The organism is Vibrio sp. QJM3NY_39, from assembly GCF_057785895.1.
This window is the reverse complement of sequence record NZ_CM173506.1, coordinates 172,626-185,816: the sequence shown is the minus strand read 5'-3', so window position 1 is coordinate 185,816 and position 13,191 is coordinate 172,626. Positions and strand designations below refer to the sequence as shown.

Annotated in this window: 12 protein-coding genes; 7 read left to right on the top strand and 5 right to left on the bottom strand. The window is 44.5% G+C overall.

Going from position 1 to position 13,191, the window contains the following annotated elements; genetic code table 11:
* Window positions 1-286: 286 nt before the first annotated feature.
* Window positions 287-1,510, bottom strand: coding sequence for an HlyD family secretion protein (locus tag AC3CHU_RS16885; protein WP_114635582.1), 1,224 nt, complete (start codon window positions 1,508-1,510; stop codon window positions 287-289).
* Window positions 1,504-1,854: an MFS transporter gene (locus tag AC3CHU_RS16880; RefSeq protein ID WP_108208668.1), complete on the bottom strand. Its 351-nt coding sequence runs from the start codon at window positions 1,852-1,854 to the stop codon at window positions 1,504-1,506. The genes AC3CHU_RS16885 and AC3CHU_RS16880 overlap by 7 nt, the downstream gene beginning before the upstream one ends.
* Window positions 1,855-1,987: 133 nt before the next feature.
* Between AC3CHU_RS16880 and AC3CHU_RS16875 the strand changes: the two genes are divergently transcribed.
* The 3 genes from AC3CHU_RS16875 to pdxR all read left to right on the top strand — a co-directional run bounded on the left by AC3CHU_RS16875 (window position 1,988) and on the right by pdxR (window position 5,986).
* Entirely contained in the window at window positions 1,988-2,995 is a 1,008-nt protein-coding gene (locus AC3CHU_RS16875; RefSeq protein WP_488525991.1) for an AraC family transcriptional regulator, read from the top strand.
* 174 nt (window positions 2,996-3,169) lie between these two features.
* The gene (locus AC3CHU_RS16870) at window positions 3,170-4,363 is read left to right on the top strand and encodes an ISL3 family transposase (RefSeq protein WP_488524348.1); all 1,194 of its coding nucleotides are present in this window, start codon (window positions 3,170-3,172) and stop codon (window positions 4,361-4,363) included.
* A gap of 129 nt (window positions 4,364-4,492) precedes the next feature.
* Window positions 4,493-5,986, top strand: coding sequence for a MocR-like pyridoxine biosynthesis transcription factor PdxR (gene pdxR, locus AC3CHU_RS16865; RefSeq protein ID WP_488525990.1), 1,494 nt, complete (start codon window positions 4,493-4,495; stop codon window positions 5,984-5,986).
* 46 nt (window positions 5,987-6,032) lie between these two features.
* Here the strand turns inward: pdxR and yjeH are convergent, their stop codons facing one another.
* Complete coding sequence (gene yjeH, locus AC3CHU_RS16860) at window positions 6,033-7,301, bottom strand: L-methionine/branched-chain amino acid transporter (RefSeq protein ID WP_488525989.1); 1,269 nt, start codon at window positions 7,299-7,301, stop codon at window positions 6,033-6,035.
* Window positions 7,302-7,557: 256 nt separating this feature from the next.
* Between yjeH and AC3CHU_RS16855 the strand changes: the two genes are divergently transcribed.
* The 3 genes from AC3CHU_RS16855 (at window position 7,558) to AC3CHU_RS16845 (ending at window position 9,675) form a co-directional block, all read left to right on the top strand.
* A complete protein-coding gene (locus tag AC3CHU_RS16855) occupies window positions 7,558-8,019 on the top strand; it encodes an Lrp/AsnC family transcriptional regulator (protein WP_017082486.1) in 462 nt (153 codons plus the stop codon).
* Complete coding sequence (locus AC3CHU_RS16850) at window positions 8,013-8,933, top strand: LysR family transcriptional regulator (RefSeq protein ID WP_102497373.1); 921 nt, start codon at window positions 8,013-8,015, stop codon at window positions 8,931-8,933. Before AC3CHU_RS16855 ends, AC3CHU_RS16850 begins: the two co-directional genes overlap by 7 nt.
* Window positions 8,934-9,060: 127 nt before the next feature.
* Complete coding sequence (locus AC3CHU_RS16845; protein ID WP_029221972.1) at window positions 9,061-9,675, top strand: LysE family translocator; 615 nt, start codon at window positions 9,061-9,063, stop codon at window positions 9,673-9,675.
* Window positions 9,676-9,778: 103 nt separating this feature from the next.
* Here the strand turns inward: AC3CHU_RS16845 and AC3CHU_RS16840 are convergent, their stop codons facing one another.
* Window positions 9,779-10,942: an alpha/beta hydrolase gene (locus tag AC3CHU_RS16840; RefSeq protein WP_488525988.1), complete on the bottom strand. Its 1,164-nt coding sequence runs from the start codon at window positions 10,940-10,942 to the stop codon at window positions 9,779-9,781.
* A 53-nt stretch (window positions 10,943-10,995) separates the two neighbouring features.
* Window positions 10,996-11,226, bottom strand: a complete 231-nt coding sequence (locus AC3CHU_RS16835) for a hypothetical protein (RefSeq protein ID WP_029221973.1) — start codon at window positions 11,224-11,226, stop codon at window positions 10,996-10,998.
* A 274-nt stretch (window positions 11,227-11,500) separates the two neighbouring features.
* Here AC3CHU_RS16835 and hcp point away from each other — a divergent pair, with 274 nt between their 5' ends.
* Window positions 11,501-13,159: a hydroxylamine reductase gene (gene hcp, locus AC3CHU_RS16830; RefSeq protein ID WP_488525987.1), complete on the top strand. Its 1,659-nt coding sequence runs from the start codon at window positions 11,501-11,503 to the stop codon at window positions 13,157-13,159.
* Window positions 13,160-13,191 lie beyond the last annotated feature (32 nt).

Sequence of the window (13,191 nt, the reverse complement as noted above, 5' to 3'; positions counted from 1 at the left end):
GTCACTGTAACCATTGCAGTTAGTGTGCCAACTTTTAAAACCACGTAAAAGGGGTGTTTTATAGCAATTTGGTGCGTATTTAAGCTGATTTTTCGCGTTTTAAAATTATAAATTTGCAAAATGGAAATGCATTATGCAAATGCGGGTGGGTTGTCTAAGCTATGTAATAAGAACTATTTTGTATTTTATGCCGACAGTTAGTACTAGCTCGTCTTTGTTCTTCCCTAAAAAAGCCAGCATGCTTTAAGTGCATACTGGCTTTGTATTGATTTACTTGTTACTTAAGTTAGATTGAGTAAAAGAAGTACAACTGAGATTTCATTCGAATGATAATCCCGCGTATTACGTCTAGGAAGCCCATAAAGCCAATTGGCTTCTCACCGCTTACCCAAGCTAGTCCAACGGAGCCGACAGGAATATCGTAACCTTCCGCTTCGTCAATTTTTAAGCGAACAAAGTGGTGTTTGTTCTGGAGGTTTCTGCCTGTGGTAACGCGAACCTGTTCATCAATACCTAATAAGCTAGCTTGTGCCTCACCCGTCGCTTCAACAATGCCTTCTACGGTTGCAGAGAATATTTTCCCCGGGTATACCGCGGTCGAAAATTCTGCTGGCTGACCCACCTTAACATTGCGAATCGCTTGGTGATTGACTCGCATCAATACGTACTTCTCTTCGGTATACATCTGGATACGAGGCATCATCGAAACGCGCTGACCCTCACGAAGGATAAAGTTCGTTACAAAGCCGTCAGTCGGTGCAGTGACTTTGGTGCTGTTTAGATCCCATTGTGCTTGCGCCAGTGTTGCCTTAGAAGAATCAACCTCAGTTTGCTTCTTGCTCACATTGGTTTCAGCTTTGTGGATATTTAATTTCGCATTCTCGGCATCGACTTCTTTTTTACTGAGTTGTGACTCCAGCGTGGTGACATTGTGAGTTGCTAGGTCAACCTTTGCTGTTTGTTGGTCGATGTCAGTTTCTGTAATCGTATGTTCTACGACGCTGTTTTGTTTCTGGTACCGGTCAAGGGTCTTAGATTGCAGCACTAGATCTGTCTTTGCTGACTCTATCTGTGCAATAGATGTTTTGATGTCTTCTAGCGCCGACTGGTAGCTAATTTTAGCAATGCTGACTTCTTGGCGAGCTGTGTCTAAAGCGACTTTTGTTGACTCCAGTTGAACGCTTGCTTTGTCTCTCGCAATCACATATTTGGTGTCATCAATCTCGTAAAGAAGTTGCCCTTCAACCACATCTTGGTTTGGGCTGATGTGAACCTTGGTGGTTTTTCCTGTGACCGCTGTTGAGTCCGGACGTAATTGAATATGCGGAGATTGAACAACTGAACCGCCCGAGAGATCCATCGGCGTGAAGTTGATTAACCCAACCCATACGAACATTAACCAAGATGTACCACCTAAGTAAGCAAACGCTTTGGTGCCTTTGTTCCAAGGCATACCTACCAATCTCAGCAAGTAAATGAACAGTGCCCAAATAGCTAAGCCTTCTAACATGCTGGGTTCTCCTCATTTTTATCACTGTGTTCTGGTTGAACGTCAGACTTTGTCGGCGCTTTCCAGGTGTCTCTCAGATTGATGATCGCTTTTTCCATATCAACAAAGGCCAAGATGACGGCGAGTACCCATACCCAGTGCCAGATAAAACCAATCCAAGTTAATGCGGTGATTAAGCCGAGTTGTTGGTGCTCTTTGCTGTGAGCTTTATTGATTGGTAATTCATGCACACGCCAGAATCCGTAACATGCAGCAGCGATAGTTGCGATCAATACAACGCCTGCTACTACGTGTAGAGCGGTATCGGCGCCGGTTCCGACAAATGGGACACTTACTAAACTCATTGATAAACCCTAAGTTAAATGATGCACCGAGTGTGATGGGTGTAGGATTTACAAGTTGTAAATTTACTAATTACTTCGATAATGCTATTTATATGATTTGATCTGTCATTGGATTTATAAAGGACTGCCATTAGTGAGTAATTGTAACTTCTTAAGAGCGTTAGGGATTTTGGGAATCTATCGGCACGCCGTGACGAATCCTATGGTTAATGCGGACAGTTTGGGTATTCCGAAGTCTGTATTTAATAATTCAATGAACCTTATTCCAGTTAGTGAAGTCGACAAATGGTTTGGCTTGTTGGAATTACAAACCAATGATCCGGATATCATTTTGAAATTGGCTGATCGAGTTGATATTGAAAGGTTAGGCCCGTTAACTAATTGGTTTTTTTCTGGGCATGATCTTGCTTCGACGATCCGTAGAGTCAACATCGGACTTCATTGTTTGCAGTCGGGTGCTTTCTTATATGGTGCACAGGTAGGGACAATGATTAAATGGTGCTACGACAACCCTGCGTACTCGGAAACGGGTAAAGTGCATGATTCGATAAGAGTCGCAATTTTCATTATGAAGATTTTGCGCCGTTATTTAGGGGATGATTTTAAACCTGTGGCGGTATCAATTGCCGGCCATCGAGATAACGTTGATCTTTACCATGAGTATTTCGGTTGCACGGTTCAATGGGGGCAGCCTCGTACAGAGGTTTGGATACGGAGTGAGTCTAGGTTATCCATTAATCAATCACCATCGAACAGTAAAACGAATCTGGCGATGAATTTTCATGACTTAGACAATTATCTCAATATGCCGGATGCTGGTGATGAACATAAGGTGACTTATGAGATGATCAATTATAGTCGTCATTTTGGTTTGCCTACCTTACATAAAGTTTCCAGTTTACTCGGTCTATCTGAACAGCAGTTCCAGCGACGATTACACAAATTGGGTGTTAACTTTTCTACCATAATGGGATACGCGTTAAGCAACGTGGCCGTGGAACTGTTGTTGTATTCAGTGCCGATAGAAGAAGTTGCAACGAGATTAGGTTATACCAATGTCGCGAGTTTTAATAGGATGTTCAAAAAACACCGAGGACTAACACCTAAGCAGTATATTGAACGTTTTGATAGTGAATGCTGATCATTACTTTTATTAGCCTTTGACTCGCTTTTGAAAGTGAGCGGTTAAATAAACGATAACCCAAGTACTTAAAATAAAAGGTTCATCGCGGATTAGCGGGAACTAAAAACAAAAACGGTAGTAAGTGATATGGTTTAGTCGCCAAACAAAAATCATACACAAACTACCGTTTCTATGCCGAATCATACTTTCCTATCTTCATTCTGGGAAGGCTTTCAAATAGTAAAGTCTCTCCAGACAGCATCACTTATTACCCTGACTCTTAAACCTAGCTCTGAGGCTAAATGCCTTTGTGGTCTTGAGGCCGAGGCTATCCATGAGTATCAATGGCGTCACGTAAAGGATGCCATGTTGCTCGGTGTGCCTGTTGAACTTTCCGTTCAAACTCGAAGGATTAAGTGTCGTGACTGCGGCATAAAAACAGAATCTCTCTCTTGGTTAGAGCCTTATGCTCGTATAACAAAGCGCCTAAAAAGCTATATAGAACAACTGCTACCCCTGCTTCCCATTAAGCATATATCCCAAATTACGGGCGTTCATTGGCACACCATTAAAGAAATAGATAAACGCCGACTTCGACAAGTGGTGCCGCCAGTGAAATGGGGTGAGCTAAAGCAGCTCGTGATGGATGAGTTCGCCATCTTTAAAGGGCATCGATATGCCACCGTCATCGCTGATGCGAAGACTCATCAAGTCATTTGGGTTGGATTAGGCCGCAGCCGCAAGGACATACGGCCGTTCTTCGAGCAGCTAGGCGAGAATGGGGTAAATATCGAAGCAGTAGCGATGGACATGAATACGGCTTTTGACCTTGAAGTTCAAGCGCACTGCCCGAACGCAAAAATCGTTTACGACTTATTCCATGTTGTTGCTAAGTTCGGTCGCGAGGTGATGGATAGAGTCAGAGTCGACCAAGCCAACAAACTCAAGCAAGATAAAAAAGCGAGGCAATGGGTGAAGCGCTCACGGTGGGTACTGCTGAAAAATAGAGGCAACTTAAATACACGTCAAGATAGCTATCTTACTGAAATATTGAATATCAATAAGGACTTAATGACCACTTATATACTCGGAGCCCAACTCAAAGAGCTTTGGTATTGTGAATCCGAAGGGCACGCGAAGGGGCTCTGGGACACGTGGTGGGAACAAGTGCAAGAGAGTGGAATTAAGCCATTGAAAGAGTTCGCACGAAAACTGAGTCCTTATCTTCACGGCATTATCGCATCGGCAAGTTATCCGTTGAACACCTGCACACTGGAAGGGATAAACAACAAGATAAAGTTAATCAAGCGAATGGGGTATGGGTATCGAGATACAGACTACTTCTTCTTGAAGATAAAAGCGGCTTTCCCCGGAAAGCCGCGATGAACCTTTTTTAATCGTGGTTCTTTTCGTGTTAGATAACATAATCGCTCCTTAATCATTGCCTTTTGATTAATGTAGCGATTAACTGGTCTATTAAATAGAGCCACTTTTAAACACTATTTGGATCCAGTTATGCAGCCTATTGATGTCGGTGACCTAAAGTTAGACGAGCAACATGACACGCGTCAAACCGCCTTATTTCACGCGATCAGAGAAAAGATCGTGCATGATTTATGGAGTAAAGGCTGCAAGTTACCCTCAACGCGTAAGCTGGCCGTTGAGTTATCGGTGAGTCGAAATACGGTGATTTACGCGTATGAACAACTGGTCACCGAAGGCTATATCGAGAGCAAGCAAGGTTCGGGCTTTTATGTCTCAGTTGAACAACCGGAGCACTTCCTAAGCTTGTCTCATCTGAGTAAACCGATGCCTTTGGATGCACAAGCTACTCTAGACGCGCAGCCTAATACGAAAGTTAATAAAGATGCGAGTCAGTCAAGTGGCATCAGAACCGTACCTAATGACATCAATCGCAGTTTTGCACCGGGTGTGCCTGACCTTGATGCATTCCCTTTTGCTAAATGGCAGAGACTACTGCAACGTCACTCGACGCGTCAGAACATTGCGGGCAATCAAGATGTTCAAGGGAGTTTGGCTTTGAGAGAGGCGTTAAGTGGTTACTTGGCAAGTAGTCGTTCGGTTCGCTGTCATGCCGATAGAATTATTATCACAGCAGGTGCACAGCAAGCAATCTCAATAGGTTTAATGGCGACCTTAAGGATGGGCGATAAAATTCTTATGGAAGAGCCTGGTTACCGACAAGTACATAAAATTGTCGATTTATTGAAGCTTGAATTAGACGGTGTAAGTGTCCGAGAGAAAGTTGGGCTCGATATTGAAAAAATTCTCGCCTGTGATGCTAAGGCTCTGTATGTCACTCCTAGTAATCAATACCCGATGGGCACAACGCTCAACACTGAGCAACGGCTTAAACTCATCGATTGGGCCAACAAACATCAGTCCTGGATCATAGAGGATGACTACGACAGTGAGTTCCAGTTTGCTCATCGCCCTTATACCTGCATGCAAGGCTTAGCGGGAAAATTAGGATTCGATGATCGAATCATCTATGTCGGTTCCCTGAGCAAGGTGATGTTCAATGGCCTGCGACTAGGTTACTTAGTGGTGCCTGAAAGTTTGGTGGCGAAGTGTCTTGAGATTAAAGATGCGCTCACTGGAGACACGGCGTCTCATACACAAGAAGCTTTGGCGGATTTTGTTCGCGAAGGCGATTTATTGCGTCATATTAGAAAGATGCGTCGTTCATACAAACTCAAGCATGAAGCCATGATAGAAGCGATTAAAAGTGAGTTTCATGGCGATCTTGAAGTGATTAGCCAAGCGGCAGGGCTACATGTGACCGTGAAGTGGTATCAAGGCATATCTGAACATGAGTGGAGCCGTAGAGCAGGGCTTGAAAATATCATCATTCGTCCTTTTGACTTTTATGAATATGGATCAAGTGATGCTCGTGATTGGAATGGGGCGGTGTTGGGATTTGGAAATATCCGTTTGGCTGAGATAAAGCCGAAGATCACACAGATCGCTCGGCTTTTTTATCAGTAATATTGGTAGGGCATGCTTACAGTTTGTCGATTCATCATTAATCGAGTTATAACTTGTCGACAGAAACGGTTTTACCTTTACCTAGCCACTTACGCCAAGGGAGTGACAATGTCACAAAAATAGTCACGGCATAGAGCATCGACCAGCTTAAACAGATAAACACTAAAGTACAGATGACCAATGAGAGCATGGCGGTGTATCTAGATGCGCCAGTCAGTAATCGGCAAGCCGCTAACATTGCAAGCAGATAAACCAGAACGAAAATACCGTTGGCGAGTTTAAGAAAGAATTCGAGATCGAGATTAGACAACTCACCAATCACACAAGAGATAAGCGCGACAAAGCCAATTGCTAAGGTTGGGTAAATTGGTACGCCACGGCTATTGAGTTGAGCCATTCTACTCGTAGGAGTGTGTTGGCGAGCCTGAGCCCAAATCATACGAGACAAGCTTTGTGTGTAAAGGTTTAGGCTAGCAAAACAAGCAAAGAAACCAAGCACACTGATGACGGTTTTGAAGCCATTACCAAACAGTTGTTCTGTTACCCACGGGATGGATGCAGCATCAAATTCAGGTGAACCATAAGCGCCTAGCTTGATAATAACCACCGAGCAAGCCCAGTACACTATGCCCGCAACGAAACACCCTGCAATGATTGCGATGGGAAAGTCACGCTGTGGATTTTTAAATTCTTCTCCCATGTGAGCAAAGGCTTCTATCCCGACAAAGCACCAAAACATTACCGCTAAGGCTGCGCCAATCGACCACATCGAATCAGACGTCATGGTCGGAACTGCGATGTCCGCTGCAGTGATGTCGGCTTTCCAAACAAAGGCGCTAACCAAGGCAAAAATCGACAAGGCAATCACCGTTTGTAAGCGGCCAGAAGACTTACTGCCCATCAAATTGACAGCAATAAGCAGAGCGACGGTAAAGGACTGAGCGCCAAGTGGTGTGTCGAGTGGCGCTGGCAATAGTTGTTGTGCAAAACCTCCAGCCAATGCAATCGCAGCCGGAATACCGACAGGAATCACACTCACAAACAGCCAAGCCACGCTGGTTTCTAATCGCTCACTGAATGCTTGACGCACAAAATAGGCCGTGCCACCTGCATTGGGGTAGCGTTTTCCTAATGCGGCAAAGGTTAGTGCAATCGGGCAAATAGCGATAAACAGGATTAACCACGCGAGTAGTGACAACTGCCCTGCAATGCCTGCTGCGATGGCAGGGATCATAAATAATCCAGTACCTAGCAAGGTAGTCGAGAGTTGTCCGATTCCTGAAATAAGCGTGATTTCTTGTTTGAGTTGTGTCATTCGCTCTCCTAGCTATTGGCTTATCATATCGGCCTTCTTGTGCCTGTCTTCTGATGTATGGGTGATGCTATGAATGAGAGCATACATTGTCGACATCAATAATACAGCTAGCGAAACGTCTTAAGACACCGTCATTTTAACGGTTTTAACTTGATTAAGCGTGAAAGTGTCGGCTGTTATAATGGCTGTTATAAGTAGGAAAGTTGTGTCAAATTAGGCGTTATAAATAGAACAATAAATGGAAAGAATCAGAAGCATGGATAAATTTGATCGCCAAATTTTGGATATTCTCAAAACCAATGCACGATGCTCAGTGAGCGATATCGCCCGAGATGTCAGTCTCTCGCGTTCGGCGGTGAATGCCAGAATCAAGAAACTGGAAAGCGACAAAGTGATTACGGGTTATTGTGCTCAAGTGGCAGAGCCCAATCAAACGAAGAATGTGTGCGCTTACATCTTGTTGAAGTTCGACATGTCGAGCAGCGACCATAGTTGTGAGTCTTACGCGACACGAATCCAGAGTATTGATGAGGTGCAATGGTGCCACTCTATTAGCGGTGAGACTGACATGATGCTTTATGTTGAAGTTGAAAGCATGGACCGTTTGAATCAAATCCGCGATCGGCTGCAAAGCTATCCAGAGCTTCGACACCTCATGACTCATACTGTCTTGACGGAGTTTTTTAACAAACAGAATGCGACGGTGCATTCATGTTAGGCAATATCAACTTAAACCTACTGCGCTCTCTGCATGTGCTTCTTGAAGAGTGTCATGTCAGTCGAACAGCTCAGCGTTTGCACATCACGCAGTCGGCGGTGAGCCGTCAACTGGCTCAGCTTAGAGATCTATGTGGTGATCCTTTGCTGGTTCGTGATGGTAACAAACTGGTTCCGACTAACCGTGCTTTGTTGCTCAAAGGTAAACTCGATGACTTGCTTGGAGAGTTCGACCACCTTTTAGACGATAAACCCTTTGAACCGAAAGACTGGCAGGGTGAACTGGTATTGTCTTCGAGTGACTATGTGGCTCAGTATATTCTTCCTGTTATTGTTGCAGAGGTGTCCGCCGAAGCCCCGAACATTAATTTAGCTTTCCGCTTGTGGCAGCCAAACTACCTTGAAGCTCTGAACGAGTCGGGTATTCATTTGGCTTCCAGTATGTTTCCCACAAAGCCAGAACATGTATCAAGCATTAAGCTTGGTGAAGATAAATCGGTGTGTTTGATGCGCAAGTCGCACCCATTAGCCCACCAATCGGCTTTGAGTGCAGAAGATATCGTCAGCTACTCTCACATCAAAGTGACAGGTGGCGGAGATAAAGACAGCTACGCGGACATAGCATTGAAGAAGCAAGGGCTGAAGCGAAGAGTGGCTTTACAGGTCCCGTTCTTTTCATCCGCAGGAACCGTATTAATGCAAGATGATTATTTGATGATCGTGCCAGAACATATCGCCTATAACCTAGGTCGGCACCTCGATACTGCCTATTTTTCTTTGCCATTTGATACGGAAATGCACACCTATTGGTTAATGTGGCACCCCAAGTATGACAACGACTCTGCCCACAAATGGGCGAGAGAAAAGGCATTCCAAGCTATGCAGAAGTCGAGTTATAATATCAGTATGACTTGAAGTCATAGATGTAATGATAATCTTTGATTTCAAATAATACCTTCTGCGAATTATGGTAAGTGCTAAGTATTGAGTATTAAGCAAAGAGCGTTCCGCTGGGGCGCTTTGTTTTACTAGGAATGGAATGATGACAGTAACAATTTGGTTTTCTTTATTAGCGATTTGCTTGTTGGGTGCAATGTCTCCAGGCCCAAGCTTGGCGATGATTGCAAAACACAGTCTGGCTGGTGGCCGTATGAACGGGCTTATCGCGGCTTGGTCTCACGCCGTAGGCATCGGTATTTATGCGTTCGCAACCATTGTTGGTTTAGCCGTTGTGCTTGAGCAATCACCCATGTTGTTCAAAGCCATTAGTTTAGCGGGTGCAGCGTATCTGCTTTATCTCGGCGTGAATGCGTTGCGTTCGAAAGGTGGTGTTGCCGCGAAATTGGAAGCGGGTGAACAGATGAGTTACATGCAGTCTGCTCGCGAGGCTTTCTTGATCTCTATCTTGAGCCCAAAAATCGCGCTGTTCTTCATCGCTCTGTTTAGCCAATTTGTTGCGTTAGGGAATGAACTGACCAATCAAGTGATTATCGTATCAACGCCGCTACTTGTAGACGGTTTATGGTACACATTTATCACCTTGGTGTTGTCTAGCCCTTTGATTGTTGAACGTATTCGATCGAAAGCTCAGTTGATTGACCGACTATCTGGTGTGGTGTTGATTCTGCTTGCTGTGCGTGTGGTGTGGATGATTTAGTCATCACTAGACCTTAAGATCTAAAACGGCTCACAAGAGATTATCTTGTGAGCCGTTTTTGTTTCTACTTATCTAAACGCTAACAGTTAACAGCTAACAGAAGTTAGCCTGCTGAGTTTAGAACCGTATCTAATTCTTTCATTGAGTCAGCAAAGTAAGGGTTATAGGTCAAACGAGCATGGTTCTTCCCTTCTTCACGATACCCCCATGCTGAGTACCAAACTTCACTTGTCGCGTTGCACTGTTCTTCAAAACCTTCCTCTTGACCATTGGAGCAGATCTTCTCGCTACCATTGATTCCGTAATACGGGTTGCTTGGTGAGAACAGTAAACCCATGTGAGAACCGTTCGAGATGCGTTGCTCCGGGAGCTTCATGCTGTACTGAACCGCTCGCGGATCATCGAGTGTCGTCTCTCCTTGCCAAATCAACACATTGTTTGGGTTGGGCATGGACTCAGTAAACGCTTGTTGAACGAAACTGGTGTCAATCACGCTATCGCCTTCACTCATTATAATAAACACCGGTTTATCGAAGTGCTTATCTTGTAAGTCATCACGAACGACCTCTGATGTCTCGTAGTAAACCGAGGCACCGTTCATTGGCAATGAGTTGTAACGCAATACATTGTCTTCAGGATCTTGATCCGCCCAAGTGACGAAGTAGCTTGCTAGCCCAGCGTATTGAACGGCAGACGATCTTGGTTGAAACGCAGGAGAAAACAGCAGCAACCCGGAGATCTTTGGATCGTTCATCGCCTGTGACGTGACGAGATTTGCACCTGTTGAGTAGCCACCAAGCCACACAGAATCATACTCTTGCTCAAGCAACTTAGTATGGTGAGCTACCACACCTTGCCAATCTTCTAAGCTCGGTTGCATTAGGTCACCCACACGACTGCCGTGACCCGGAAGCAATACGGTTCTCACTAAGTAACCTTGCTCAGCCAAATGGGTAGCGATGTCTTTAAACGAATAGGGTGAATCGCCTAATCCATGGACCAATAACACTGCCTTGCCGTTAGGTTTGGTAGGTTTGTATTCAGTCGGGGAGTTCAGTTGAATCTCAAGCTGCTTGTCTTTTGTCATGAACACGCGGTTTTTCAGCAGCCAATCTTGGGTGTCATTGACGTAGGCATCAAAGCTATCTTGCTGATAGGCCGGCAAGCTTGGAGATGTTTCGTAAGCGGGTATAGATGTCTCGTTGGAACAACCAACGAGACTTAAAGTCGTTAAGGCGAGCAGCGTTAGAATGGTATTTCTATGCATTTTTTAATGTTGTCTCTGTTGTGCTTTCACTATGTTTGAAGCTAAAGTTTAGATTACTTTCTGCTTGAAAGGTCTTCGTATTCACCTTCAATAACACCGGCATCATTGGTTGATGACTGACGAGTGTTCATATGAGCTGCGAAACCTTGTTTCTTCATTTGATTCTGAATGCGCTTGCCAGTAATTAAAGCTGCGATAGCTAAAGGAATAGCAAGGATCAAGCTAGTGAATAACGCCAAAAGGCCAGTAAACAACGCAACAATCGTAACTAATATATTTTTCATATTCATTCCTCTTTTTCTATGTTGTTACTATATCGCTTCTATTCTGAACGAAACATGAACACCACCAAATAATTCTAGAGAGTCACTATGACACAGGTGTGTGTGGATTGAGAGTTTATATGTAGTCATAATCACGCACTAAAACAAGGGAATAAAGGCAAGGCCAATAAAATCAATGAGTTAAAAGTTGGCACGGTTGATGCTCTATAGGGTTTGGAATAAGTCACTGTAAGCAAAGCACTTACAGCTAATAAAAAATTACTGGAGCCCCTTTATGTTCTGTATTCAATGTGAACAAACGATTCAAACCCCAACCGTAAAAGGCTGTTCTTTCGCACAAGGCATGTGTGGAAAAACCTCGGAAGTATCCGACCTTCAAGACGTGTTGGTGCATTCTCTTCAAGGTGTTTCTTTTTGGGCAAGCCTAGGTCGCACTTGCGATGTTATTGATACAGAAGTTGATGAGTGGGCGCCAAAAGCGTTCTTCGCAACGCTGACTAACGTTAACTTCGACCCTGCTCGTATTATCGAATTCGCTCAACAGTCTCATGAATTCAAGCAGCGTTTAGAGCAAAAAGTGCGCGCAGCAACATTGATTGGTTTTGAAATTCCAGAGCTTTCTGCAGCAGCACAGTTCGATCTACCAACAGATTCTTCAGAGCTATTGGCACTTGCGCCTCAAGCTGCTGTAAACCGTGGTCACGACTCTCAACACGAAGATGTGATTGGTCTTCGTCTTCTTTGCCTATACGGCTTAAAAGGTGCGGCAGCCTACATGGAGCACGCTCGCGTTCTTGGTCAAACTGATAATGCAATTTTTGCTGAATACCATGAAATCATGGCGTTCCTAGGTACAGATCCATCCGATCTAAAACAGTTACTTGATACATCAATGCAGATTGGCTTGATGAACTACAAAGTAATGGAAATGCTGGATAAAGGTGAGACAGATGCATTTGGTCACCCTCAACCAACAACCGTGAATGTTAAGACTAAGAAAGGCCACTGTATTCTTGTTTCTGGTCACGACTTACATGATCTAGAAAAGATCCTTCAACAAACTGAAGGCAAGGGCATCAACGTTTACACCAATGGTGAGATGCTACCTGCACACGGTTATCCTGAACTGAACAAGTACCCACACCTTGCGGGTAACTACGGCAGCGCTTGGCAGAACCAGCAAAAAGAATTCGCTAACTTCCCTGGTGCCATCGTAATGACATCTAACTGCCTACTTAACCCAGATGTAGGTTCATACGCAGACCGTCTATTTACACGTAGCATTGTAGGCTGGCCGGGTGTTGATCACCTTGAAGGCGACGATTTCAGCGCAGTAATCGACTGTGCTCTTGCGCAAGAAGGTTTCAAACACGACGAGATCGAGCAGATGATCACTGTCGGTTTTGGTCGTAACGCACTGATGGAAGCGGCACCTGCGGTTATTGAGCAAGTAAAAGAAGGCAACATCAAGCACTTCTTCCTAGTCGGTGGTTGTGACGGTGACAAGTCTGAGCGTAGCTACTACACAGACTTCACAGCTCAAGCGCCAGAAGATTCAGTAATCCTGACATTGGCATGTGGTAAATTCCGTTTCAACAAGAACCAATTTGGTGACATTAACGGTATCCCACGTCTGTTAGATGTTGGCCAATGTAACGATGCTTACTCAGCGATTCAGCTTGCTATCGCACTGTCTCAAGAGTTTGATTGTGGTATCAACGAACTTCCGTTAACGCTGGTTCTATCTTGGTTCGAGCAAAAAGCGATCGTTATCCTGCTTACCCTGTTTGCTCTTGGTGTGAAAGGTATTTACACTGGCCCAACAGCACCTGCCTTCCTAACAGAAAACCTATTAAAGATTATGCAAGACGAGTTCGATATGCGTTCTATCTCAACGCCAGAGCAAGATCTTAAAACAATCTTAGCGGCTTAATTTAAGCCAACTCTAAGCCCCGTTGTTGTGAC